Below are 26,437 nucleotides of genomic sequence, written 5' to 3'. Positions count from 1 at the left end.
CTACACATTCTTAAAATCTATAACCAATGTTCAAGAAAGCATTGAACGGGAATGCGTAGAAATACTTAGAATTCTTGGAAAACTTGTAAACACGTGCGTCACCGTCTTTGTAATTATCATCACGGTTTTGTTCGAAACCACCTGTACGCAAATCTGTATTGTTCAGGATATTAGTCAAACTTAAATTGAGACTAATGCTCTTTCCATTGCGCAAACGGATATATTTTCCAATAGAAGCATCCAACATAAATCCGCCATCCAGTTTCTCCTGACCCGGTACATTGAGAACCGGATTTCCGTTAGCATCTACACCAGCACCATTCTTATCCAATACACTGCCAAGACGACGATAGCTTGAGAAATCGATATATACACGATCATAATAATTTCCTGTCAAATTGAAGAACCAACCTTTTACGTTATAATCCAAAGCAAGACTATAAGCAGAAAGCGGAGTGCCATTGGCACGCATACCTTTAGCATAAACACGGTCGAGGTTTGACTCATTCTCACTTTCATACGTCAACACAGCATCCGGATTATTGGTATACTTAGCTTCGCTCCAAGTACCGATAGCTGTTAATGACAGCTCACTTGTCAATTTAAAGGTAGCAGCAGCTTCTATTCCCCAATGTTCCTTTTCAATACCGTTCATAGAAAGATAAGTGAAACGTGCTTCGCTATCGTTATAGAAAGCATCCATTTCTACTTGATTCTGGAAACGAGTGTAATAACCCGTCAAACGTCCCATCACCCAAGGAGTATTGAAGTTGTAAGTCAAATCACCACCAATGATACGCTCTGTTTTCAAATCTCTCACAAAATCGTTCTTAATACGCGGAGCGATGAAAGAATTGTAAGCCAGCGGTGCACGTTCTTCATATCCGGCATTCAACGTAAAGGAATGATTGCCATTGATAGCCCAATTCAGACCAGCTTTTATACCGCCTTCCAGGAACTTCGCCGTACCGCTACTACCTAGTGATTTCAATGGCGCACGTCCGTTTCTCATCAAGCCATCACGGAACATTTGTGTAGATCCGATTTTACCGGAAGCAAAATAATTTAATGATCCACCATTATTACCCTGATAACGTACCCATGCGCTCTGCTTATTCACATAGATGTTATAGTCATAACCAAATTTATCACCTTCACCAATACGACGGTTAGGATTATCGAGGTCATTCTGCACCATGCTGGAACTAGCGCCATGGTCACGTACTGCGAACTTGTCGACATCCGTATAAAGTTGTCCACCCAGCAAGTCTTTCATTTTCTTATAATGCATACCTTTGGTTGTATTCACTGCAATTCCGGCAACATAGCTATTGCGCTCATTCCATTGATGATTGAATACAGAACTTAAGTTGAAAGCTAACTGGTCGTCGTGACGTTCTTCCACATAATAAAGCGTCTCTTTACCTAATGCATTCGCTTGTTTATTGGCAAAATAAAGAGCATCCCAATCCAACTGACGATAAGCTTTATTATTCTTCCAATTATCAGTAACCTCATTAAACTGCTGCAGTTCATCGGCAGTAGGAACGGATTCCCACACGTCGAAGATAGAGCTAGGCAACTTTTTATAATAATCCGGACGCGGATCGGCTGCATTACCATTCCAGCCCAAAGCACTTTTGCCATAATTGGAATATTTGAATCCGGCACTCGTCACCAGTTTCTTATTATCATCAATGGTGAAATTCCATGAAGCGATGGCTGATGGCTCGAACTGGCGTACAATACGCGCATTTCTTTTTTCTCCATTCTGATATCCCCAGTTCGGATTATAATAATGACTGTTTGCTAAATAATAGGCTTCTTCAGTTGCCGCCATTTGCTGCCCTCTCTCTGTAGGTGTTCCCCAAGTTGCCAAAGAAAGACTATGGCGATCATTGAATACTTTCTCTGCACCGAGGAAGTAAGAAAAAGAGTTGTACTTGATTCCTTCAATATTTCCCTCGTTACCCCAACGATATCCCAATGAACCGGTAAAGGCCCATCCATTATTCATCAGACCTGTAGAATAAGTATACATTCCACGCAAGATATAGTTGCGGTTACTACCTGATAAGGTTAGTTTTGAACCGGCCGCATATTGGCTGGCACGTAAATTGATATTGGAAGCTCCCCCTATGGCTCCGAAAGTAAAGTTGTTAATTTCAAAAGGACCGATCCCCTCCTTATTACGGGTAGCATCGTTTAATCCTCCTATTAATCCGTAACTGAAACGTCCTGTTTCTGCATCATTAAACTGTACCCCATTGATATACATGTCACTATACTGGGAATCATATCCCCTCACACGAAATCTCATTGGGCTAAACAGATAACCTACATTTGACAGATAAACATCATTGTTAGAAGTGACCAATGCAGATGTGCTCTGTGCTGCATCATCATCCTCATTCAATTGTGATTCTGTAAACATGAAAGAAGCATTGTCCTCACGGGCGTTTTGCTTTGCCTTTTGCTGAGCAAAAAGTGCTGGCATTAAGCAAAATAGCACGATCGCTAACCCTAGTCGTTGTTTCATAATTTAATTTATATTAATGTTAATTGGTCTTTCGCTTTGCAACACAAATGAAATAAGCTGTTACGCAAAATAACAAAGAATTTTATAAATAACAATGTTTTTTACAAAAAAAGTAACTCGTAAGGGTGGGTTTTTCGTTTTCTTTTTAGATATTTGTCATACAAATGACAAATTACCCACTTTTAAAATCAATTTCAAAGATGAAAAAAAGCTTAATGACTTTAGGTGTACTCGCTCTTTTCGTCCTCATGGCCTATGGACAGGAAAAGAAATTTGCCCTCTACAGTGTAGCGTTCTACAATATGGAGAATTTGTTTGATACCATTCACGATGAAGGTAAGAATGACTACGAGTATCTTCCTAACGGTACTAATCAGTGGAATACGATGAAGTATAAGGCTAAGCTGAAAAACATGTCGGAAATATTAAGCCTGTTAAGTACCGACAAGTTGCCAATGGGTCCCGCCATTATCGGCGTTTCTGAAATCGAAAATTACAGAGTATTGGAAGACATACTGAAACAACCTGCTTTAGCGGACAGAGGGTACCAGTATGTTCACTACGAAGGAGAAGACCAACGTGGTGTGGACTGTGCTTTTTTCTATAATCCCAAATTGTTTGAACTGACAAATAGTAAACTCGTACCTTATGTATATATCAATGATACAGTGCATAAGACACGTGGTTTCCTGATTGCCAGCGGCAATATCGCAGATGAGAAAATGCACTTTATCGTCAATCACTGGCCTTCGAGAGCTGCCGCTTCTCCAGCACGTGAACGCGCAGGAGAACAAGTTAGAGCTATCAAAGATTCACTGTTAAGGGAAGACTCCGCAGCCAAAATTGTTATCATGGGGGATATGAACGATGACCCGATGGATAAAAGTATGGCTGTAGCACTTGGAGCTAAACGGAAACCTGTTGATGCAGGTCCTACAGACTTGTACAATCCATGGTGGGATACTTTGAAGAAAGGATATGGAACTCTGATGTACAAAGGTAAATGGAATTTGTTCGATCAAATTGTATTCACCGGAAATTTGTTGGGCACTGACCGCAGTACACTGAAATTCTATAAACATGAAATCTTCAGCCGTGATTTTATGTTCCAAAAAGAAGGAAAATATAAAGGATATCCTAAACGGACACAGGCAGGTGGTGTATGGCTAAACGGATATAGCGATCACTTGCCTACTATTATTTATCTAATTAAAGAAGTGAAATGACAAAAGCATTATTTAAACTATTCATCCTGTTCATAACTTGTAGCACTGCAATCTCATGTAGTGAACAGGATTCGCCTGAACTTCCAGACAACTCAGGCAATACCAATCAAGGAATTGCCTCTATTGACCAAACACAAATCAATGCCAATGGAGGCGGATTTATCATTCGTGTAAAAGCTGATGGCACATGGCAGGCTTCAAGTAGTGAGACTTGGTGTACATTGAGTAGAACATCCGGCAATGGAAATGGCTCTATCAGTGGATATATGAAAGCAAATACCGGAGCTGAACGAAGTGTCATTATTACAATCACAGCCGGAAAAGAGGAGGCCAAATTCACACTCAAACAATTAGCAGGCAATGGTTCAAATCCCGTTCCAGATCCGGAAAAACCTTCGGGATATGCAAGCATGCTTGAGATTCCAGCGTTAAAAGGTGGAAGTATGAACCAATTTATCACTCATACAACTAAACGGAATGGCAAAGATTACCCAACTTATAGTTTGGAATACAGTTACAAGTATAAACATTCTTATTGGATAGCTTATCGTTTCGACAATACAACAGGCGGAAATGTTGGACGTAATGAAGCATACAAACCCGATCCTGAATTACCATCACAATATGCGGCAAAGCACAACGACTATACAAATTCCGGATATACTAGAGGGCATTTATGCGCATCATCAGACAGACAGTACTCCAAAGAGGCCAATCAACAAACATTCTATATGTCAAACATAAGCCCGCAATCTGGTAACGGATTCAATCAAAGTGGAAGTGCCTGGAATACGGGAGAAGACAAAGTACAAGCATGGGGATATAACATTTCAAGATCAACAGATACACTATATGTTGTAAAAGGAGGAACTATTGGAGAAGGCATGATAAAAGGATATATAAAAAATGAGATAGCTATTCCAAAATATTTCTTTATGGCAGTACTTTTCCGTAGCGGAGATAATTATAAAGCAATAGGATTTTATATGCCTCACGAAAATCTTAAAGATGATCCTGACAAAAAAGACCCAAAGAAATATCTCATGTCGATTGATGCTTTGGAACAAGAAACTGGCATAGATTTCTTCCATAATCTACCCGACAATATCGAAAATACAGTAGAAGCAACTTATAATGTAAATGATTGGCAGTGGTAAAAAACAAGACACGTTACTAGCAATCATTAGATAAAAGATTTCATGTGATTTTTAAATATAATAAAAAAGAGGGGTGCACATTAATCTGGCATACCCTCTTTTAATATTTAGTCCTGAATTTTTATTATCCAGGCATCTTTACAAATCAGGAATAGCTTATTCATCCTTCATCATCCAACAACCACCTCCATACCGGCACAACCCGAATCGTCTTCTCTCCTTCTACGATCATTTCCTCTTCGTCTCTGGTAATAATACACAGATCATCCACTGCCACATTTTCTGCAAGTTTCAGTAAGGCATTCACTTCTCGTTTTCGAGTCTCCGGATCTTTTAAACTATATGATACTTGTATGGCCTTATGCCCTTCATCCAGATAAAAGTCTACTTCTATATTCCGATGATAGAAATATAAATCATCACCATACCGTTTCTTTAATGTAACTGCCACGAGATTTTCCAATAAAGAAGTTTCCGGATCCATTAAAAACAGACTAAGTATTCCATTATCCATAAAATAATATTTTTTATTGGACACTTTATCGGCTAACTTACTAGCGTAGTTTTCTAAAGAAAACATGATCCAGGTATCTTCCAGATAATTCAAATAGTCTATAATAGTATCAGTGGTAATCTTCTTGCCTGTGGAAGATACTAAATTAGCCAGACGAGTGAAAGAAGAAGGCTGCTTCACGCTTTCAGCCAGTTTTCGAATGAGTACCTTTAACGCCATATCATTTCGAATAGAATAACGAGCCACTAAATCACCGAAGAATATCTTATTAAAAAGACTACTCAGCCATTGTCGTTTCTCTTGTCCCTCGGCCACTAACAGTTCAGGTAAACCACCAAAACGAAAGTAAGTATCGAAATGTCGGACTACCTCCGAACGGTTCTTATAAATCCAAAGCTTATCTAATTGAACACCGTTAGATGACAAATACTCACGAAACGAGAAAGGATAGACGTATTGAATCATAAAACGTCCCCCTAGAGTAGTAGCTATATCCTTACTCAACATCTTAGCATTGCTCCCTGTTACATAAACCCTGTACTTCTGATCGGCAAGCCGTCGGACAAATTGTTCCCAATGCGGTACAATCTGTATTTCATCTAAAAAAATATAGGACGATGAGAATACATCTCTTCATAACATCTCTTTATCATATCAAGATGTTCTGTATCCATACCAGCTATTCGCTCATCCTCAAAATTAAAGAAAAGAATCTCTTCCGGTGAAATACCTATCTCTATTAAATGATGTATCTGCTGATACATCAAATAAGACTTCCCAACCCGACGTAAACCTACAAAGACATAATTGAAGTTATCAGATAGAGTCACCGCACGTTTCACGAATGACACGCTCTTTACAAACTGCTGATATTCAGCTATCAATCCTTTTATCAGTTCCTTATTCATTTTACATTATCGATTATATTCGACAAATATAGATTATTTTTATCGAATATAGTCGACAAAAACACATCTATTTCATCGATTATATTCGACAAAATAGTAAATTACTAGAACTAGGACTAATGAAAAACGATCAATTGCTCCCCTTTCTTAAATATAAAAGAACAGCAACAAAACGAGATTACAAGCAATTACCACACCGAATCCTCCCAAAATCCAAGGACGAAGTTTACTCCCCTTCCCTGCAAAGAATAGAGCATAGAACATGTTTACCATTATATTGCTAATAATAGCCTGCATACTACAAGCAGTAATTATCAATGCAGCAACACTACCCGTATTTTGCAATAAGTTTAATATGAAAGGAGTGATATCACTAAAACCGGATACAAAAGAAAGGAGATTCAATCCGCCTGTACCTGCATAAACAAGTGTATAATGAGTTAAGAAAGTGAATATCACAAAGAGTACGGCAAAAATCAAAGCAACTTTAAATTCCAACGGGTTGCTACTATCATCCTCTTCTGTTTCAGCAGACTGGTCTTCCGGTCGTTTTTGCCGGGAATGGATAAACCAGGCAACAATAGCCGCGACTACAGCCATAGTCAACAGATATGGATAAATAGACAAGAAGATTTCTCTACTGAAAATAAGTATCAGTATCATAAATCGCAGAAACATCATGCTAACAGCCAGCAACATGGCAGCAACATAATCAGTCGCTTCCTGCTCTGATGCTTTTCGGCTTTTGCGGGCAAGTACCGAGATCGTAGCCGTACTGCTGTATAATCCACCAATAATACCAGAAACTAACGTTCCGGATTCATGGAATACATACCTTTTTAATAGATAAGAGAGATAGGAAATGCCGGATACTACTACTGTTGCCAACCAAATAGAATAAGGAGTAAGATTAATATCCGGAATCAGATTCTTATGCGGAAGCATCGGTAATATGATACCGCTGATAGCCAAGAACTTGGCTAACGTAATCATTTCATCATTCTTCATTCGTTGCGCAAATTCCGTAAAAGTATGTTTGAGTTCAGTCAGCAGGAGCACAGTCACAACTACCATGACATAAAACCAGGAAGGTTGGGTAGCTACGATAGGAGCCATACAATAAGTAATCAGGGCAATAATGATGGTAGTTACACCAAAAACATGAAATTGTGATTGCTTTACATAATAGTTTAATCCCAACAGCAATCCCAATACCGCTCCACCTCCCATAAACAGACGCATATCCGTAGGGTCTAAGATATAAAGCAAGTAACCCAGTATACCAATAAAGGTAAAAGTGCGGTCAGTTCCGAAAAGAGTAGTCTCCCCCTCACGCTTCAGACTGATTCGACGTTGCGAAAGTCCAATTAATAAAGAAAACAAGGTTACTAAAACAAAAGTAACCAATTCACGCGGCACATAGCTGTACAACTGTTCCATATCCATACACTGCTCTCTTTTTTATATAAGAACAAATATACGGTTTATTTGTTAACGCTCACCACGTTTTATACGGTTTTTTCATTAGCTGTGAATTATAGTAGCGTATGTCGCCCGTTACCTCCTCACCAATAAAGTCGGGTTTTACAAAAGCCTCATCTTCCGATTCCAACTCTACTTCTGCCACAATAAGTCCTTCATTCTCACCATAAAACTCGTCGACTTCAAATACATGTTTGCCACTACGTACCAAATAACGGGTCTTGTCAATAATCCCCGGTTCGCAAAGCCTCATCAATTCTTCTGCTTCTGATAAGGCCAGCTCCTTTTCCCATTCATAACGACTGGTACCGGAAGCATTAGAAGCTCCCTTTATTGTCAGATAACCTTTTTCATCCCGAATACGAACCCGGACAGTACGCCCGCGAGCACTACTGATATACCCCTGCACAATATGACTCTGCGCAAAAGCCGAAGACTTGAATTCACCGATAACTAAAAATTTACGTTCTATTTCCTGTGCCATGGCACAAAGATAAATTAAAAATTGAAAATTGAGAATTAAAAAATGATAGTTTGATACCTCACATCATGTATCAGAAAACTACAATTCTCAATTTTCAAGTCTCTATTTATTTCAGAATCTCGTCATGAACTCAATCACGATTTTGTCCCGTTCCGATTCTTTTGGAACGCCGGAGTTCTTATAGAAATATTTCTCGAAGTTCAGTCGGAGGTCGGCAATGAAAGCTTTGGAAAGACTTAATGTGATTCCGCCTGTCACACGATGTCGGGCATAATCATTTATAATCAAAGCTTTTGTCGTTTCATCCATCTTACCATCACTATGATCGGTCATCATATCATAGCGAGCCAGGAAGGAGATTTTATTGAATACTTTCTTTAATGGTAAATCGTAATTAATAAAACTATTCACCGCATGAACATCTTTAAATGCTTCGTGACCGTACATTTTATATAAATATTCCGCCTCAATATGAAAACGGTCATTCTGATAATAGACACCGGCATCGTACATATTAATCCGTACATTTTCCGGTTTTATCATTTGGGTGCTAAGTGTCAGATTCCAGTTCTTATTAGGCAGTAACTGTGCTTTTATGGAGTAATTCAGCGTTTTATGCCATTCTTTCTGATTGGTCAAACCGGAGCCGTTGAATAATCCTCCTTCAAGGATAAAAGGGAAGCCACCTTTATTCGTATAGCCAGCCGTAAAACCAACGTCACGCACATTTCCTACTTGCTTGGCAATGAATGAACGGTTGGCAAAATACTGCTGATGTGGTGAGCGGTGAGCGTCTATTGTGAAAGGAACGCGCATCTGACCAATCGTAAAATTCAGGTCTTTCACCGGAAAAACACGTGCATACGCATCAAGCATCTTGATAGAGCCTTCATCGGAAAGGTCGATTTCCGCTTTATAAGCAACTATCGGATGCACATTTCCCGAAACACTGAAGCGTGCATTACGTACTTCAAAACGGCTTTCACTTGTTTCTGTCTGATATTCGTACTTTCCCCGGATTGTTCCGTGAATCTCCGGCAGATAATCCTTAAACTCCATGGTCTGTTTATCCAGCATCTTACCATCCCCTGCATCTTCTTTTGCCTGTCCAAAGGCCATTGTCGCCAGCAAAAGCATAACGACGGTTGTTCTGATTCTACTCATTTCAGTTGTCTGCTACTAAATTCACGGCAAAAGTACAACTGTGAGGATACACGAAGATGACAAATCGAATACAGGAAAATGACAGAAAAGTTACATTTATATTACAGAGAACACAAATGCATTACAAAACAAAGAGTTCGCCACAAATTACGCAGATTAACACAGATCGGATTTGATATTTATCCTATCAATAACCAAACAATCTGGGTTAACCGTATAATTTGTGGCGAACTTATCAGCCGAAAAAGGAAAATGCGATCAGCATAATCAATGCCAAAATAATTAATGAGACGAACACTATTTTGACAACCTTCTGGGCTTGTTCTTCTTCTTTCTTACTAATTGCTACTTTTTTCTTCACCTTACCCATAATAGTTAGCTTTAAAGTTCAACGCTAACAAAGTAAGTACAAATCTATTAACTTTCCAAAAATAATTCTTGCTAATTTTATTTTTTATGATTCTTGTGAAGAAAACTCCATCAAATAAGCTTTGATAAAACCATCTATTTTGCCATCCATCACGCCGTTCACATCCGAGGTTTGATAGTTGGTACGGTGGTCTTTCACACGACGGTCATCAAATACGTAGCTTCGGATTTGTGAACCCCATTCGATTTTCTTCTTACCGGCTTCCACCTTCGCCTGTTCTGCCATACGGTGCTGCAATTCCTTATCATATAAGATAGAACGTAACTGACGCATTGCATTCTCACGATTCTTCGGTTGGTCACGGGTTTCGGTATTCTCGATCAGGATTTCTTCTTCCTCACCGGTATAAGGGTCTTTATACTGATAACGCAAACGGACACCGGACTCCACCTTATTCACATTCTGTCCACCGGCACCACCGCTTCGGAACGTATCCCAAGAGATATTGGCAGGCAAAATATTAACTTCAATACTGTCATCTACCAACGGAGTAACAAACACAGAAGCAAAAGAGGTCATACGTTTACCCTGCGCATTGTAGGGAGAAACACGAACCAAACGGTGCACACCGTTCTCTCCTTTCAAATAACCATAAGCAAAGTCACCTTCGATATTGATAGTACAGGTCTTGATTCCGGCTTCATCCCCTTCCTGAAGGTTGGCAATGGTAGCTTTATAACCATTCGTCTCGGCATAACGCAGATACATACGCATCAACATGGAAGCCCAGTCCTGACTTTCCGTACCACCGGCACCTGAATTGATTTTCAGCACACAATCCATCTGGTCGGCTTCATCACGAAGCATATTTTTGAGTTCGAGTGCCTCTACCGCCTCACTGGCTTTTGCATAAGCAGCATCTACATCTTCCTCAGTCACCAGTTCTTCTTTATAGAAATCAAATGCCAGTTCGAGTTCGTCTGCCAGCGTTTTGAGTTCGTTGTAACCCTCAATCCACTTTTGCAGGTCTTTCACCAGTTTCATTTGAGCTTCGGCTCTCTTCTGGTCATCCCAGAATCCCGGAGCTTGTGTTCTTAATTGCTCTTCTTCGACTTGAATTTTCTTCCCGTCGATGTCAAAGATACCTCCTCAGCGCATCAGTGCGCTCTTTCACGTCTTTAAGTTGTTCAATAGTAATCATTTGATTTACAAATTTATTATTTACAAATTTCAGATATCGGGGACAAAGATAAGCAAAATTCTGCTACCTTTGTTTTTGTTATTAAAATGTTGTCATATTATGAACAAACGATTGAAACTTTCTTGCTTGTCACTCTTCCTGGCATTAGTGATTTGCAGCTGTAGCTCACAAAAGAAGTATAGCTACGAAACAGTGCCCAATGACCCGCTAAAAGCCCGCATTTACACACTGGATAACGGACTAAAGGTTTACCTCACCGTAAACAAGGAAACTCCGCGCATACAAACATTTATCGCAGTAAGAGTGGGCGGGAAGAATGACCCGGCAGAAACGACGGGACTTGCCCATTATTTCGAACATCTCATGTTTAAAGGCACCGACAAGTTTGGCACAAAAGACTACGCGACCGAAAAACCTCTGCTGGATGCAATCGAACAACAGTTCGAAATTTATCGTAAGACTACGGATGAAGCGGAACGTAAGGCGATCTACCACACCATCGACAGCCTTTCTTACGAAGCTTCCAAGTATGCTATCCCTAATGAATATGACAAATTAATGGCAGCCATCGGATCTACCGGCAGCAATGCTTATACCTGGTATGACCAGACGGTCTATCAGGAAGACATTCCTTCCAACCAGATAGACAACTGGGCGAAGATTCAGGCAGATCGTTTTGAAAACAATGTAATTCGTGGTTTCCATACTGAATTGGAAGCTGTATATGAAGAGAAAAATATGTCACTCACCCGTGACAACAGCAAAGTGCAGGAAGCTATTTTTTCTTCTCTTTTTCCCAAGCATCCTTATGGAACGCAGACTGTGTTAGGTACACAGGAGAACCTAAAGAATCCTTCTATCACGAATATCAAGAACTACTATAAACAATGGTATGTGCCCAACAATATGGCAATCTGTATGTCTGGCGATTTAGACCCGGATGCAACAATTGCATTAATCGATAAATATTTTGGTGGATTGAAACCCAATCCGGAACTCCCGAAACTGGACCTTCCGAAAGAGGCGCCAATCACGCAACCTGTTGTAAAAGAGGTGTTAGGTCCGGATGCCGAAAGCGTTGCATTGGCTTGGAGATTCCCCGGTGTATCCGACAAAGACTTTGAAATCCTGCAAGTCGTTTCGCAAGTATTGTACAATGGAAAGGCAGGACTTATCGACCTTGACCTGAACCAGCAACAGAAGGTCTTGAATAGTTACGGTTACCCGATGGGACTGGCAGATTACTCTGCATTGCTGTTAGGAGGACTTCCTAAACAAGGACAAACACTGGAAGAGGTAAAAGACTTGCTACTCAGCGAAATCAAGAAGCTCCGTGCCGGAGAGTTCGACGAGAAAATGCTGGAAGCGAACATCAACAATTTCAAACTCGGTGAACTGCAAAACATGGAAAGCAACGAAGGACGTGCCGATATGTTTGTCAACTCATTTATTAACGGCACAGACTGGAAAAATGAAGTTACTGCCATCGACCGTATGGCCAAACTGACCAAAGAAGACATCGTAGCGTTCGCCAACAAATACCTGAAAGAAGATAATTATGCCGTTATCTACAAAAAGCAAGGAAAAGACCCGAACGAAAAGAAGATGACGAAACCGGAGATTACTCCTATCATAACCAATCGTGATGTAGCCAGTCCGTTCCTTGTGGAGGTACAGGAAAGCGCAGTCAAACCGATTGAACCAGTGTTTCTCGATTATCAAAAGGATATGAGCCAATTAAAGGCAAAATCGGATATTCCGGTTCTTTACAAACAGAATGTAGCCAATGACCTGTTCCAATTGATTTATGTCTTTGATATGGGAAACAACCATGACAAAGCTTTTGGAACAGCATTCGATTATCTCGAATATCTCGGTACTTCGGACATGACACCGGAAGAACTGAAAAGTGAATTCTATCGCCTGGCTTGTACTTTCTATGTTTCTCCGGGTAACGAACGCACGTATGTCGTACTTTCCGGACTGAATGAGAATATGCCTGCTGCCGTACAATTATTCGAAAAGCTACTGGCAGATGCGCAGGTTAATAAGGAAGCCTATACTAATATGACCAGCGATATACTGAAAGCCCGTTCGGACGCCAAACTGAATCAGGGACAGAACTTCTCCCGTTTGATGAGCTTTGCCATGTACGGTCCCAAATCCCCTGCCACCAATCTACTGACGGAGGCGGAACTGACAAATATGAATCCACAGGAACTGGTAGACCGGATTCACAATCAGAACAGCTACAAGCACCGTATTTTATACTACGGCCCAAGCAGCAGCAAAGATTTACTGGCTACCATCAACCAATATCATCAGGTTCCGGCAGTCCTGAAGGATATTCCTGCCGGAAACGAGTATGCTTATCTCGAAACTCCCGTTACTAAAGTTCTAGTAGCTCCTTATGACGCCAAGCAAATATACATGGCACAGATATCCAATCTCGATAAGAAGTATGATCCTGCCATTGAACCTATCCGCGCATTATATGATGAATACTTCGGAGGGGGCATGAACTCTATCGTCTTTCAGGAAATGCGTGAAACACGTGGATTGGCTTATTCCGCCTGGGCTAGCATAATGCCGCCGAGCTACTTGAAGTATCCCTATGTACTACGTACACAGATTGCCACGCAAAACGACAAAATGATTGATGCCGTCACTACATTTAATGACATCATCAATAATATGCCGGAATCCGAAGCTGCTTTCAAACTGGCTAAAGACGGATTAACCAACCGTCTGCGCGCCGAACGTATCATCAAAGGTGACATTATCTGGAGTTATATCAATGCACAAGATTTAGGGCAAAACGTAGACCCGCGCATCAAGCTCTACAACGACATACAGAACATGTCGCTAAAAGATATTGTCGATTTCCAAAAGCAATGGGTAAAAGGACGTACGTATGTTTATTGCATCCTGGGAGATAAGAAAGATTTGGAGCTGGATAAATTGAAAGCTGTAGGTCCTATTGAAGAATTGACCCAAGAACAGATTTTCGGATACTAAAAAGAAACGAGCCGGCCATAAATAATTAGCAGGTGTCAAAGCCCCCCCTAAACACAAAGTTTACCCCTGTTACAAATTGAACTGTAACAGGGGTAATACTTTTAAAGAGAGCTCCAATACACTCTTTATTGTTTCCGATTTATCATTTACGGTTTATCGTTTCATTTTTAACGATAAACCGCTTATCGCCTATTTCTCACTTTCTTCGTACATCTTCTCTATCTGCTCACTATAATTCTTGGCAACCACCGCCCGTTTCAGTTTCAGTGTATTAGTCAATTCTCCACGTTCCATGCTGAATGGCTCAGGCAGTAAAGTGAAACGTTTGATTTGTTCATAGTGCGCAAATTGTTGCTGAAGTGTATCGATCCGGGCACGGAACAATCCTACAATCTTCGGATGCTGCAACAGTTCCGTCATATCCTTATATTCAATACCCTTTTCTTTGGCATACTCTTTCACAAATCCATATACAGGAACAATCAGAGCCGAGACAAACTTACGTTGATCGGCGATAATGGCAATCTGGTCGATATAACGGTCAATGACCAACTTCGTTTCCAAAGCTTGCGGAGCGACGTATTTGCCGTTTGATGTTTTGAATAAATCTTTAATACGTTCCGTCAGGAAAAGCTGTCCATTTTTAAAGTAACCGGCATCACCTGTATGGAACCAGCCATCCGGCTCAATAGCGGCAGCTGTGGCTTCCGCTTTTTTGTAATAGCCTTTTGTGATCGTCTTACCCCGAAGCAGGATTTCATTGTCTTCACCGATTTTCACTTCAATCCCCGGCAGTACAACACCTACCGAACCGATATCATAGCCAACCGGCAGTGTACAAGATACAGTAGCCGTAGATTCCGTCAGTCCATATCCTACCACCATATTGATTCCTACCGAATGAACGAATTCATTAATCTCATCGGGAACGGCAGCACCGGCAGTCGGGAAAAAGTTACCATTCTCAATACCGATTGTTTTTTTTAGCAAAGAATAGATAGTCTTTTCGTAAAACTTATATTTCAGTTGATTCATCACCGGAGGAGTCTTTCCCAGACGCAGATAATCCAGATTATGGATTCTACCTACCCGGATAGCATCCAGCATCAGTGCCTTCTTCAACCCTGTAGTTTCGTTTATTTTTTCCTGTACCCCTGCATACACCTTCTCCCAAAAACGGGGAACACTGCACATCAGTGTCGGGCGAATTTCCTTAATGGTTGTTTGTATATCTGCCGGACGGAGATTGATACAAACCTGCACTCCTTTATGAATACAGAGATAACACCATGCTTTCTCAAACACGTGTGTTAATGGAAGGAAGTTCATCGATACATCCTTATCCGACATCGTCGTCAAACGGTCATCATGTGTATGAAACTGTTCCAGATAACAAGAATGATGAAGCATAACCCCTTTCGGTTCCCCCGTTGTGCCGGAAGTATAGAGAATATTTGCCAAATCATCATAAGAAGCCCGCTCCGTACGTTCTTCTACCGTATCATTATGAGGCAATCCCTCTCCCGTCGCCATAAATTCATCAAAATAGATAGATGATACGTCACGAGGGTCTTTTACCACCGAACGGTCAAAGATTATCAGTTGTTGCAAAGAAGAACAGAAACCAAAGATACTGAAAGCGGCATCATACTGGTATTGCTCACCGACAAAAAGAAAACGAATCTGCGCATCATTAATGATATATTGCGCCTGCGCAGGTGAACTCGTTGCATAAAACGGAATGGTAACCGCCCGGTTGGCAAATGCACCAAAGTCTACATAGAACCATTCGGGTTTATTCTGTGAAAATATACCGATATTCTCTTGTTCTTCCACTCCCAATGCCACGAAAGCATTAGCTGCTTGCCGTACTGTTCCGGAGAACTGCTTCCATGAAATAGGAATCCATTGAGCTGTCTCATAGTCACGGTATTTTAAGGCTACCTTGTCGCCATATTTTTCGGCCTGACGATGGACCAGGACAGATAAATGATGATAAGTCATACTCTTTGTATTAGTAAATATGGTACAAAGGTATTAGTTTTATTTGAAACTATTGCTCAAAACGACTATCTTTGTGCAAAGATTAAGATATAGATAAAAGATTTGCACTATGAAATATGATATTCCATATATGACAACAGAGGCTGTAAGCCTGCTTAAATCACTGATTAGTATTCCTTCAATCAGCCGGGAAGAAACCCAAGCTGCGGATTTCCTGCAAAACTATATTGAAATGGCAGGTATGCAGACGGGACGTAAAGGAAATAATGTGTGGTGCTTTAGTCCTATGTTTGATCTGAAGAAGCCGACTATTTTACTTAACTCCCACATAGACACAGTGAAACCTGTTAACGGTTGGCGGAAAGATCCGTTCACTCCACGTGAAGAAAACGGTAAGTTATATGGATTAGGAAGTAACGATGCCGGTGCCAGCGTTGTTTCGTTATTACAGGTGTTCCTGCAACTATGTCGCACTTCGCAGAAGTATAATCTGATTTATCTGGCCTCTTGTGAAGAAGAAGTTTCTGGAAAAGACGGAATTGAGAGCGTATTGCCGGGACTTCCTCCAGTCTCATTTGCCATAGTGGGCGAACCGACAGAGATGCAACCCGCCATTGCCGAAAAGGGATTAATGGTATTGGATGTTACTGCCACAGGTAAGGCGGGACACGCAGCGCGTAATGAAGGAGACAATGCTATTTACAAAGTATTAGATGATATTGCCTGGTTCCGTGACTATCGTTTTGAGAAAGAGTCACCCTTGTTGGGTCCCGTAAAGATGAGTGTCACTGTCATCAATGCCGGTACACAACACAATGTGATTCCCGACAAATGTACTTTCATCGTCGATGTCCGGAGTAACGAGCTTTACTCAAATGAAGAACTGTTTGCTGAAATCAAAAAGCATATTTCCTGTGAAGCCCAAGCCCGTTCATTCCGTCTCAATTCTTCACGAATTGACGAAAAGCACCCATTTGTACAGAAAGCTATGAAGTTAGGACGCGTTCCTTTTGGTTCTCCAACATTGTCCGACCAGGCCTTAATGTCCTTCCCATCGGTAAAAATAGGTCCGGGACGTTCGTCACGTTCACACACGGCAGAAGAATATATCATGTTAAAAGAAATAGAAGAAGCGATCGGACTTTATTTAGAGCTATTGGACGGACTTCTGATTTAATAAAAGTCATTGGTGAATTGATAGTGGTTATCCTATTATATAGTTCTCAACTATCAATTCACCCATACAATAAAAACAAAGCAACGATTATTCAAACAACTTCGATAAAGCTTCCTCCAGTTTTTCACCCCTTAAATTTTTGCCTATAACAATTCCCGTAGGATCTACAAGGAAAGTTCTGGGTATAGCATAGATACCATATATATCAGAAGCATCCACATCCAACAATTGTACCCAATTCATTCCAAGTTCTTCAACAGCAGCCCTCCAAGGTTTCAGTTTCCGATCTGTGGATATGCTAATCACCTCAAATCCCTTAGAAGCATATTTTTCATAGGCAGCTTTCACATTGGGCATTTCATGCCGGCAAGGTCCGCACCATGAAGCCCAAAAGTCAATCAAGACATATTTTCCCTTACCCACATAATCAGACAAGAGTTTCATGTTACCTGCATTGTCTTTCACTTTAGCATCCGGGAAACGTTCGCCAATCTTTATCTTGGCATCCATCTCCTGCCGTTTCTTTCGTTCTTCACGCTGTTCCGGAGTCATTTTATTTTCAAGTTCCGCCTTCCTTCGCAGCTCTGCTTGGTTCTTCTTTTCCACAATATTTCTCACCAAATTATTTTGTGAAAACAGAGGCGAAGCTTCTTTCATCAGAATCTTCATATCATCAAAAGGCATCATCATACCTCCAACGGAGAAAAGATATACACCCACTATACTATTCTTATAATCCTTTATACAATGTGATACTGAATCCATTTGTGCAAGAAATTTCTTCTCTATTTTATCATATCTTGCTCTAAATGCAGTATCATTCACCATCTTATCAGCAAATTCTTCAGATTTCATTCCAGTCATTAACTTATAAATACTATCTGATGTTTTCAACATATTATCCATTATTAGCTGCATACGATTCAAAGCTATATTCAATGAATCATTTAAAGGCGTTCCCCCTCTCTTATTCGCAGCAATATTTACTGATATTTCTCCTTTTTCGAAAATCAACGGATAGGTTTCTCCATCCATATCCTTGATGATTGCAATATCCGGCATCCGATGTACACCAGAAAAAGAGAACTTACCTTTTTCCACTGTTGTACTGTCCAAAACGACTTCTTTGGCTTTCTCTCCATCTCCCATCAGGCATAAATACAACAATTGATTATTCAATTCCTCATTAGCAATACCTCGGATAGAGAATTTCTCTTGGGCAGAAGAAAATATAGCAATAGCACAAAACGTGCATAAAATCATAATTCGATTTCTCATATAGAATAAATTTATATCAAAAACAGTAAACACTCATGTTCAATGCCTGCTATTATCATTTCAAATTCTGATAATCATTTAAACTAATAATAGATCTTCTTATTTTTCTTATCGGAAATAGTCTGATAATCTTTCACCTTTACATTAAAATATGATTTAGACTTTCCATCATCATTAGAAGGCAACTGTTCTTTATCTTTTTTGTGTGGCAACTCAAGAATATCTATTTCTTTCACACTCTTCTTCAGTTTCGGGAATAAAAGACTGATATAAATATATTTATGATTAAATCCTTTGACAGCCAACAGCCTACCTATCGGAGCTCCACCATCATATCCTCGTACATTATACTCATCGCCACTTTTCTTATCGATAATCTTAAATCCCGGACTATAATACAACCATTGCCAGTCCCAATAAATAGGTTGTATAAATGTCACTTTAGTATCATTCTTTCTCCTTTCAATCGAATATAAAGAAGGACTTGTAGACATCCCATTTTCATACGCTTTCTCATACACTTCTTCAGGAACTATAACTATACTATCGCTTGGAAGCATATAGGCTTGTGCATATAATTCTTTATCACGTTTCTTCTTTTGCTCATATTCTTTCAACCGCTGTTCACCTCTTTTTACTCGTTCACTTTTCTCTGATCTAACCACTTTGAATGTCTCTGTCTGGAGTTGCTTCACTAACAACGGCATTGTCTCACGCATAACAATCAATGAAGCCTCTTTATATTTCTTACCTACGGGAGATTCATAAAATGCAGCAACAGCTTTTAATTCTTCCAAAGTTAAATGCTTCTCATAAACAGGCATATACATTTCAAACACCTTACTTTCTATTTTCTCTTTCCAGTTTTTAGAAAACTCATTCCAATAAGCCTCATCCTTTTCCGGCGCATTTAATTTCATCACAGATGTGATTTTTTGGAAGAAGTCATCCGTAGTAGCCGAAGCACCGGAAAGTACCATAATCTTTTTCAACGTTTCTTTGTACTCATCTGTCGCATTTGTATTTTGTGCAGAAGCTGGTAAAATTAAAGTAAACAGTGCAATTATGCACATCATTACTTTGGGAAGGAAAATGTTTTTCATAATTATCTGATTTTATTTATTTTGATTCCATATTTTATTTTGCATTTCCTACAAAGATACACATTAAATCTATATCATTTAATAGAATAGTACAATCAATGAGGCTACTATCCGGCTGCCCTGCAATGTATAGATAAACGAAATACCCCCTATTCATCCCTAATTATAACATTCATCCCCCTCTCTTATCAAAATGGCTTTGAACAATTCATTTCATCTTTTGATATGATATTATTATCTTTTTCTCACATACTTCGTTCATTTTTCGTAATTAACGCTATCTTTGCAATAGGTCGCTAAATCTAAATAAGGCTTTCAAAATACATAATATACGAATATGAAAAAGATTTTATTTTTATATATCATTCATCTAGGATTTGCCCTACAACCCATACAAATTCAAGCTTGTTGTCTCGACAATGAGGTTGTTCTCGCCAATGGAACTGCCATTATTCTACAATCACCTAAAGTGGACAATACCAAAACCATTCAGTTCATCAAAGATTTCTACGCAAACTACGTTTTTGGAGCAAAAAATTATGTTCCGGCAGTAAAAAAGCATTGTACAGCCAAATTGCAAAAGCAGCTGAAAGATAACTACGAGTATGACGGCGAAGGATATGCGATATGGAACTTCCGAACAGGTATGCAAGACGGACCAAGCGACATATCTAAAGTAACATCAGTAACTACATTGGGAAATGGTTTATACAAGGTCAATTTCATTGATATGGGAATAAAGGGTAACCGTACTTTGAAAATTATCGACGTAAACGGGACACTGAAGTTCGATGCTATTAAATAATCCCCTCTAAGCAGATATATTATCAATTTAACAGATAACTAAAAAAGCCTTACTATTCAATCAAACAATGAAAGTAAATCATCTATAAGACTACATCCTTCACCGCTTTCACCTTCTTCCTGAAACCTCCACCCAAAGCAGGAAAGCGGGTGAAAGCGACCATGAAAAACCCTTCCATCCTACTTTCAAAGGTTTCACCTACACACTTCAAAAGTTCCGCTTACCGCCGGAGCACATCACGAGACACCCCGTAATAACCTGCTGAAGCCACATAAATCGGCTGCATACGTTTGCCGATATTTTTCAATTTGCCTTCTTCCAGTAATCGCCGGAGGTGACGGTTCGCCGTAGTCCGTGTCATGCAGCATACCTCCTGAAAATCGTAACGAAGCATTACGTCATGATCGGCGAAATATTCCTTCAGCCGCATATCTATCTCCACTACCGACAAGGATTCCGAATGGCGTGCATACTTGCTCCGGCTGCCCTTAACACCTACCAGTTCCCCTCGCAAACGAGCGTCGGGACGAAAACCGATTGTTTTCAACTCCATTTTCAACCATTTGTTCTTAGTGCTGCGAGTCACTTTTTGTGTACTCCGCAAGATTGGAGCAAAATAGCCAAGTCCCTCAATATGCACCTCACGTCCCTCGCGCAGTTCTTCACCACAAATTTGGGCAAGCATCTCGAACGCATTTTTTACATCACCTACGGAAAGCGAACTGCGCCCGTGAATCATCCGGCACAGTTTATCCGTTCCCACCTTACCATTCAAAAAAATGCGGGGATGCAAACCTTTCTCTTCCGAATCGTCGGACTCACCGGGATTCTCATACCAATCGTAAAGTATAGCCATTAGTAGTTAACGTTTTGATAGTGATTATATTTCATGTAAAAACTTTAAGCTTATTATTAAACCACTACCGTGGTTCATTCAAATCACAGTTGTTATCCAATTAAATCACCTTTGTCATTTGATTGGACCACGAAAGTGAATCATCAATAACTCTTCGTCAAAGATACGATAAAAAATAGAGAAAAGGACGATAAGAAGCCGACTTCTTCAGATACGTAGAAATTAATATTTTTTCCGGAGAAATACTTGCAAACCGGTATCATCCTATAGTACCTTCGCAGTATCAGCGCTGAACAATAAACCGATTTTAATCACTTAAAAATAGAAAAAATGATGAATGCAATAACATTGATATGGAAACAGGTATTGAAGGAACTAAAATTGTTTCAAATGAAGGAGAACAAAGAAGATGCAGTTGAGAAAACAGACAAAGAGCCACAGAAAACGCTAAAATGTCATGAAGCTAAATATACCATTCCCCTGCCGGACACTGCACCGCCTACTGGAAGGGAGAAAGAGACAGAACGAAAACAACCGGTCCGATTAACCCAAGAGGTACGTACATTCCTGCAAAAACAGTATGATTTTCGTTACAACCTATTGACGGAAGAAACGGAATATCGTCCTGCCAACAAGCGTGCCGTTCCTTTCGAACCTGTAAGTAAGCGGGAACTGAACACTTTCTGCATGGAAGCACACGACCAGGGCATATCCTGCTGGGATAAAGACTTGAGCCGTTACATTTATTCCACTTGTATTCCCGAATACCATCCTTTCCGGCTTTACATGGAAGAACTGCCCGGCTGGGATGGGACAGACAGACTGGAGGCTTTGGCACGGCGTGTCTCTGACCATCAGCTCTGGATAAAAAGTTTCCATACCTGGATGCTGGGACTCACCGCCCAATGGATGGGCATGACGGGAATACATGCCAACAGTGTAGCCCCCATACTTGTCAGCAGCGAGCAGGGACGACAAAAATCCACATTTTGCAAGGCACTGATGCCGCCGGCATTGTCACGTTATTACATGGACAACCTGAAACTGTCTGCACAAGGAAAACCCGAAAGGTTACTTGCCGAAATGGGACTTCTGAACATGGATGAATTTGACAAGTACGGAACGCAGCAAATGCCATTATTGAAAAATCTGATGCAAATGGCAAACCTGAATATCTGCAAAGCTTATCAAAAGAATTTCCGCAACTTGCCGCGCATCGCTTCTTTCATCGGTACAAGCAACCGTTTTGACTTGCTCACCGATCCCACCGGTAGCCGGCGATTCATCTGCATTGAAGCAGAACATCTGATCGACTGCGAAGGTATCATGCACGATCAGATCTATGCCCAACTGAAAGCTGAACTGCTCTCCGGCATCCACTATTGGTTCACAAAAGAAGAGGAACGGGAACTGCAACGCCACAATGCTGCTTTTTATCATCCGTGTCCGGCAGAGGAAGTCTTTCATGCCTGCTTCCGGATAGCTAAAGATGATGAAGAGGGAAGCGAACGGCTCTCGGCTTCGGACATATTCAGGAGACTGAAGATGTATAACCCCGCTGCCATGCGTGGAAGTAATCCGGCTACGTTCGCGCAAGTTTTGCTTGCGGCAGGGGTCACCCGCAAACATACCAAATATGGGAACGTGTATTTGGTGAAACCGATGAAAGCGGCATAAAGCTCCAAACAGAGGGAGGGTTCACCCGTAAGAAGCTGGGGAAAAACTGTTTACAAAGGGGTGAAAGAGGTGAAAAGAGAAAGAGGATATTAAGAGGGAAATAAGCTATAAACAATAAGATTTTGAATAGAAAATCAGGAAAAACTTGATTATCTATTCAAAATCTTATTGTTTCCGGATATTTATCCTACTATCCATTTACTGCCCGGTATAAACGAGATTATCTTAGTTGTTACAAAACAACAGATAAACGTAACCACTGCGATACATGGTATAGCGGCAACAGTGGGAAGCGCCAATGTATCTTTGAACACAGTCACCCACAGTCCGAGCCAGAATATGTGCATAAGATACATACCATAGCTAAGTTTCGATGTTTCCGTCACCAACTTGGGAGCTTGCGGACGTTTGATACATGTAAACATAAGGAATGTACCCGTTGTGAGAAGCACACAGTTAATCGTACAGAAAGCCCATCCTATTTCTATTACAGGTGTGGAATGGAGTTCGCCGGGTATAGCCTGCACATAGAATGAATAAATAGTCCATACAGCACCGATCACCATTAAAATAATTCCTATAATGAAACGTTTGGAACGGTTCCACGTAAGGTGTACACGAATGTAATGCGCTAGAACAAGATAGCCCAGATAACCGGAGAAGTACCACAACATGTGGTATTCATTCCAGAAACATTGTCCCCACACTTCACCGCACCAACGATTGAGATAAGGCATACAGGTTGACAACACGAACAGCCCTATAAAGAAACGCTCTTCTTTAGCCGTGGCTTTTCTCAACCATGGGGATATAATTGGGATAAACAAATAAAGGCTTATCAGAGGATACATAAACCACAAGTGTCCGGCTAGCGTCGGAAAATTCAGGAATATCCGCGACAAGTCCTTCATAGATGTTTCTCCGTCTATCTGTCCCCACAACATAGGTAGAGTGCTGTACAGTAGCATGAATATGAAAAACGGTGGAAGGATGCGAAGACAGCGCTGGCGATAGAATTGCCACATAGACTGCTCTTCCTTCATCGGTGCAAGCAGGAAGGCAGAGACTATCATGAACAGGGGTACCGCCATACGTGAAAAGCCATCGTATACTGATACCCATAGCCGGTCTGCTTCATTCGCTAGAAAAGACTGCGGTCCTGCCATATCGGTGGATCCGGGAGCACCGTAGAAATTCTCACTGGCATGAACAAGGATGACGAGAAAGCATGCAAACACACGGATGTAATCTAAAAAAACAATACGTTTCATTTATTCTAAGTTTTCTAGTTATTAATTTATTCTTTTGTATTCGGGAACGCAGAGATTCTCAACCGTGCCGCACCCATAGGGATCAATGTTATTTCTTCTTTATCACCTTTCACCGCATCTTCTTCCGGCAATACGCCACACAGTCCTGTTTCGTCTATCTTCCATTCAGGTACCGGACGACCGATAGCTTTTACTTCTAAAGGTACACTGGCTACTGTGAAAGGATAGTTGTCAGCCGGCCAGGATTTACGGATGACCTTGAAATTCTTCAAAGGTTCTTTCTTATCCAATACCAATGAATAATTCCAGGGGCTATCCGGATAGATTTCAGTAGTAGGCCATTTCTGGGGATCAGCACCTTTCTGCCATTTTGAATCACCGATAGCAGTCTCGCGACTGTCTTTCTCTACATATTTCTCTGCAATCTTAAGAGACAAAGTCAAAGGTCCGTAATCTACGCTTACGCTGTTTTTATTAACCTGCCAGGTACGCATAGACAAAGACATCGGAAGAGTCAATTCCACACGGTCACCATTCGCCCACTCGCGATTGATGCAAAGATATTTTCCCGCTACAGGAGCTGCACTTACCTTCTTGCCATTCACCCGCACTTCCGCCTTTTGAGTCCATGAAGGAATACGAAGATAAAATGGAAAAGCGACCTTTTCATCGGTAGAAACAGTGAAGGCAATAGCTTCTTCAAAAGGATAATTTGTCTCTTCGTGAAGAGTGATTTCCTTGCCGTCACCCACTTTCACTGTAGCTTTGCAAGCTGCATAAATAGCTGTTGCCACTCCGTTGTCGGGAGTTGCCAGTACCAGATGTTCGGTGAAGTAAGGCCAGCCCTGTGCATGATTATGTTGGCAGCAACGACTGCTGAAAGGATTCATCGAAAGGAACGGGCCACGATTGTCAATGCCCGGATGATGATTCTTCGAATCACTGACAGCATGGTTCGGACAAGTGATATAACGCAATGCCTTGAAGTCCGGCATCACGGCAGCCGGATAAGAGTTGAACGCTACTTCTTCACAGTGTTCCGCCCACATGGGATCTCCTGTCATGCAAAGCATGATTTCATCAGAAGCCATTTGTTCTACCAAGCCGCAGGTTTCCACTCCCTGTCGGGGATCGATATATCCTAAACGGGCATTTTCGTCCGCACCGAACATACCTCCGGGAACCTGACCAAAAGTACGCCGTATCAGATGATGGACATTATAAGAGGCTTTCAGCATCGCTGAATCTCCGGTCTGCATATAATAAGTGGCAGGTTCACGGGAACATTGGGCGATATTTACATTGTGCCAGTTAGGTAAGGAGGTGGATTTCGTCCAGTCGGCTGTGTTACGGTGAATCTTCTCGGCTAATTCGAGTAGGAAAGCATCCCCAGTATGGTTGTAAAGCCAGTAGATACTGATGATGTTATCACCGCCACGGCTTTTCTCCCAATAATCTTCCAGAAGTTGGTCATCGGGAACAGTCATCTGCCACTTGAAGTAATTCGTCATCAGGTCAATGACACGCTGATCTTGAGAATATTCATAATAAGATTGCAGACACCAGAGCATAATCATCTGTGCCCAAAGTTCGCGTTTGCCGTTACGTTCATTGACCGGACCGAAATAGCCATCCGGCTGGCGACTGGCAAATACACCTTCAATCCAATATTTGGTTTCTTCAATCATCTTCGGGTCATTCAGGATATATGCTAGATTGCCATACCCTTTGAGCCAGTAAGGGACTTCCTCCCAGCCGTGATCGCCACCGGTTGTCAACCAGGCATTATTATCCTTTTCCAGCCAAGCGCTGATTTCTCCCAAGTGTCCGGTCAGACCGTCACGTTGCAACTCCAGATACTTCTTCACCCAGCCTTCAGGCTGAATACTACCTACCGGCAACTTTATAAAATTCAACGGTCGAAGCGGAGCGCGATACCCGATATAATTGGTATTGACGGACTGTATGTCCGGTCGGTCCACTACCGTCACCGTACCACTAGAGGAAGCAGGCGCACAAGCTGTAACCGCCACTCCAAGCACTATCGATGCAAAAAGTCCTTTCGTTTTATTTTTCTTCATTTCGTCTATTCTACTACTTCCGGAAATCATCCTAATTTCCCTATGAACCCAATTGAGCACTAACAAATTACATTAAAATAAAGAACGGATAATCTCTAATCAGACAACCCGTTCTTCAATGG

General features: G+C 41.0%; 17 protein-coding genes and 1 pseudogene. 6 read left to right on the top strand and 12 right to left on the bottom strand.

Annotation, left to right across the window (positions count from 1 at the left end; translation table 11 throughout):
• Positions 1-10: 10 nt before the first annotated feature.
• Positions 11-2,539 carry a TonB-dependent receptor gene (locus HMPREF9010_RS10975; protein WP_004299561.1) on the bottom strand — a complete coding sequence of 843 codons (2,529 nt, stop codon included), beginning with the start codon at positions 2,537-2,539 and terminating at the stop codon, positions 11-13.
• Between the two features lie 200 nt (positions 2,540-2,739).
• On the opposite strand from HMPREF9010_RS10975, the gene HMPREF9010_RS10980 reads away from it, so the two are divergent.
• Together HMPREF9010_RS10980 and HMPREF9010_RS10985 are read left to right on the top strand one after the other, a co-directional pair.
• Positions 2,740-3,765: an endonuclease/exonuclease/phosphatase family protein gene (locus HMPREF9010_RS10980; RefSeq protein WP_004324470.1), complete on the top strand. Its 1,026-nt coding sequence runs from the start codon at positions 2,740-2,742 to the stop codon at positions 3,763-3,765.
• Complete coding sequence (locus HMPREF9010_RS10985) at positions 3,762-4,922, top strand: DNA/RNA non-specific endonuclease (RefSeq protein ID WP_004299559.1); 1,161 nt, start codon at positions 3,762-3,764, stop codon at positions 4,920-4,922. Before HMPREF9010_RS10980 ends, HMPREF9010_RS10985 begins: the two co-directional genes overlap by 4 nt.
• Positions 4,923-5,082: 160 nt before the next feature.
• Here the strand turns inward: HMPREF9010_RS10985 and HMPREF9010_RS10990 are convergent.
• From HMPREF9010_RS10990 to prfB, 5 genes and pseudogenes are all read right to left on the bottom strand, one after another.
• Positions 5,083-6,344, bottom strand: a pseudogene (locus tag HMPREF9010_RS10990) (ATP-binding protein).
• Positions 6,345-6,491: 147 nt separating this feature from the next.
• Positions 6,492-7,784 carry an MgtC/SapB family protein gene (locus HMPREF9010_RS10995; RefSeq protein ID WP_032852763.1) on the bottom strand — a complete coding sequence of 431 codons (1,293 nt, stop codon included), beginning with the start codon at positions 7,782-7,784 and terminating at the stop codon, positions 6,492-6,494.
• A 58-nt stretch (positions 7,785-7,842) separates the two neighbouring features.
• A complete protein-coding gene (locus HMPREF9010_RS11000; RefSeq protein WP_004305204.1) occupies positions 7,843-8,310 on the bottom strand; it encodes a CYTH domain-containing protein in 468 nt (155 codons plus the stop codon).
• 111 nt (positions 8,311-8,421) lie between these two features.
• On the bottom strand, positions 8,422-9,474 hold the full coding sequence (locus tag HMPREF9010_RS11005) for a porin (RefSeq protein WP_008649397.1): 1,053 nt from the start codon (positions 9,472-9,474) through the stop codon (positions 8,422-8,424).
• 454 nt (positions 9,475-9,928) lie between these two features.
• Positions 9,929-11,045 (bottom strand): peptide chain release factor 2 gene (prfB, locus tag HMPREF9010_RS11010; protein ID WP_143256892.1). Its coding sequence is split into 2 segments (ribosomal slippage): positions 9,929-10,981 and positions 10,983-11,045, totalling 1,116 coding nucleotides; the frame shifts between segments, so codons are not numbered across the junction.
• A gap of 99 nt (positions 11,046-11,144) precedes the next feature.
• Between prfB and HMPREF9010_RS11015 the strand changes: the two genes are divergently transcribed.
• On the top strand, positions 11,145-14,063 hold the full coding sequence (locus HMPREF9010_RS11015; RefSeq protein ID WP_032852730.1) for a M16 family metallopeptidase: 2,919 nt from the start codon (positions 11,145-11,147) through the stop codon (positions 14,061-14,063).
• Positions 14,064-14,252: 189 nt separating this feature from the next.
• Here the strand turns inward: HMPREF9010_RS11015 and HMPREF9010_RS11020 are convergent, their stop codons facing one another.
• Complete coding sequence (locus HMPREF9010_RS11020) at positions 14,253-16,067, bottom strand: AMP-dependent synthetase/ligase (protein WP_008649395.1); 1,815 nt, start codon at positions 16,065-16,067, stop codon at positions 14,253-14,255.
• A gap of 109 nt (positions 16,068-16,176) precedes the next feature.
• Here HMPREF9010_RS11020 and HMPREF9010_RS11025 point away from each other — a divergent pair, with 109 nt between their 5' ends.
• Positions 16,177-17,244: a M20 family metallo-hydrolase gene (locus tag HMPREF9010_RS11025; protein ID WP_004299550.1), complete on the top strand. Its 1,068-nt coding sequence runs from the start codon at positions 16,177-16,179 to the stop codon at positions 17,242-17,244.
• A gap of 87 nt (positions 17,245-17,331) precedes the next feature.
• Here HMPREF9010_RS11025 and HMPREF9010_RS11030 read toward each other — a convergent pair whose 3' ends face one another.
• A complete protein-coding gene (locus HMPREF9010_RS11030; protein ID WP_232284359.1) occupies positions 17,332-18,522 on the bottom strand; it encodes a TlpA disulfide reductase family protein in 1,191 nt (396 codons plus the stop codon).
• 83 nt (positions 18,523-18,605) lie between these two features.
• Complete coding sequence (locus HMPREF9010_RS11035; protein WP_008649393.1) at positions 18,606-19,625, bottom strand: DUF2059 domain-containing protein; 1,020 nt, start codon at positions 19,623-19,625, stop codon at positions 18,606-18,608.
• 337 nt (positions 19,626-19,962) lie between these two features.
• On the opposite strand from HMPREF9010_RS11035, the gene HMPREF9010_RS11040 reads away from it, so the two are divergent.
• Positions 19,963-20,430 carry a hypothetical protein gene (locus HMPREF9010_RS11040; protein ID WP_008649392.1) on the top strand — a complete coding sequence of 156 codons (468 nt, stop codon included), beginning with the start codon at positions 19,963-19,965 and terminating at the stop codon, positions 20,428-20,430.
• A gap of 220 nt (positions 20,431-20,650) precedes the next feature.
• Here the strand turns inward: HMPREF9010_RS11040 and HMPREF9010_RS11045 are convergent, their stop codons facing one another.
• A complete protein-coding gene (locus tag HMPREF9010_RS11045) occupies positions 20,651-21,286 on the bottom strand; it encodes an HU family DNA-binding protein (protein ID WP_004299544.1) in 636 nt (211 codons plus the stop codon).
• Positions 21,287-21,619: 333 nt separating this feature from the next.
• On the opposite strand from HMPREF9010_RS11045, the gene HMPREF9010_RS11050 reads away from it, so the two are divergent.
• Entirely contained in the window at positions 21,620-22,963 is a 1,344-nt protein-coding gene (locus HMPREF9010_RS11050; protein WP_008649388.1) for a VapE domain-containing protein, read from the top strand.
• A 182-nt stretch (positions 22,964-23,145) separates the two neighbouring features.
• On the opposite strand, the gene HMPREF9010_RS11055 is transcribed toward HMPREF9010_RS11050, so the two are convergent.
• Positions 23,146-24,234, bottom strand: a complete 1,089-nt coding sequence (locus tag HMPREF9010_RS11055; protein WP_008649386.1) for an acyltransferase — start codon at positions 24,232-24,234, stop codon at positions 23,146-23,148.
• Between the two features lie 26 nt (positions 24,235-24,260).
• Positions 24,261-26,315 (bottom strand): beta-L-arabinofuranosidase domain-containing protein, encoded by a 2,055-nt coding sequence (locus HMPREF9010_RS11060; RefSeq protein ID WP_008649385.1) that lies wholly within the window; start codon positions 26,313-26,315, stop codon positions 24,261-24,263.
• Between the last annotated feature and the right edge of the window lie 122 nt (positions 26,316-26,437).

This window comes from Bacteroides sp. 3_1_23 (assembly GCF_000162555.1).
In the GTDB taxonomy this organism is placed as follows: domain Bacteria; phylum Bacteroidota; class Bacteroidia; order Bacteroidales; family Bacteroidaceae; genus Bacteroides; species Bacteroides ovatus.
The sequence above is the reverse complement of the archived record's forward strand: the minus strand, read 5'-3'. Positions and strand labels throughout refer to the sequence as shown.

Coding starts and splice junctions, on each gene's coding strand:
- HMPREF9010_RS10995 (WP_032852763.1), bottom strand. CDS start 7,784: ATGGAACAGTTGTACAGCTATGTGCCGCGTGAATTGGTTACTTTTGTT.
- HMPREF9010_RS11050 (WP_008649388.1), top strand. CDS start 21,620: ATGAATGCAATAACATTGATATGGAAACAGGTATTGAAGGAACTAAAA.
- HMPREF9010_RS10975 (WP_004299561.1), bottom strand. CDS start 2,539: ATGAAACAACGACTAGGGTTAGCGATCGTGCTATTTTGCTTAATGCCA.
- HMPREF9010_RS11045 (WP_004299544.1), bottom strand. CDS start 21,286: ATGGCTATACTTTACGATTGGTATGAGAATCCCGGTGAGTCCGACGAT.
- HMPREF9010_RS11040 (WP_008649392.1), top strand. CDS start 19,963: ATGAAAAAGATTTTATTTTTATATATCATTCATCTAGGATTTGCCCTA.
- HMPREF9010_RS10985 (WP_004299559.1), top strand. CDS start 3,762: ATGACAAAAGCATTATTTAAACTATTCATCCTGTTCATAACTTGTAGC.
- HMPREF9010_RS11055 (WP_008649386.1), bottom strand. CDS start 24,234: ATGAAACGTATTGTTTTTTTAGATTACATCCGTGTGTTTGCATGCTTT.
- HMPREF9010_RS11015 (WP_032852730.1), top strand. CDS start 11,145: ATGAACAAACGATTGAAACTTTCTTGCTTGTCACTCTTCCTGGCATTA.
- HMPREF9010_RS11060 (WP_008649385.1), bottom strand. CDS start 26,315: ATGAAGAAAAATAAAACGAAAGGACTTTTTGCATCGATAGTGCTTGGA.
- HMPREF9010_RS10980 (WP_004324470.1), top strand. CDS start 2,740: ATGAAAAAAAGCTTAATGACTTTAGGTGTACTCGCTCTTTTCGTCCTC.
- HMPREF9010_RS11030 (WP_232284359.1), bottom strand. CDS start 18,522: ATGAGAAATCGAATTATGATTTTATGCACGTTTTGTGCTATTGCTATA.
- HMPREF9010_RS11000 (WP_004305204.1), bottom strand. CDS start 8,310: ATGGCACAGGAAATAGAACGTAAATTTTTAGTTATCGGTGAATTCAAG.
- HMPREF9010_RS11020 (WP_008649395.1), bottom strand. CDS start 16,067: ATGACTTATCATCATTTATCTGTCCTGGTCCATCGTCAGGCCGAAAAA.
- HMPREF9010_RS11035 (WP_008649393.1), bottom strand. CDS start 19,625: ATGAAAAACATTTTCCTTCCCAAAGTAATGATGTGCATAATTGCACTG.
- HMPREF9010_RS11005 (WP_008649397.1), bottom strand. CDS start 9,474: ATGAGTAGAATCAGAACAACCGTCGTTATGCTTTTGCTGGCGACAATG.
- HMPREF9010_RS11025 (WP_004299550.1), top strand. CDS start 16,177: ATGAAATATGATATTCCATATATGACAACAGAGGCTGTAAGCCTGCTT.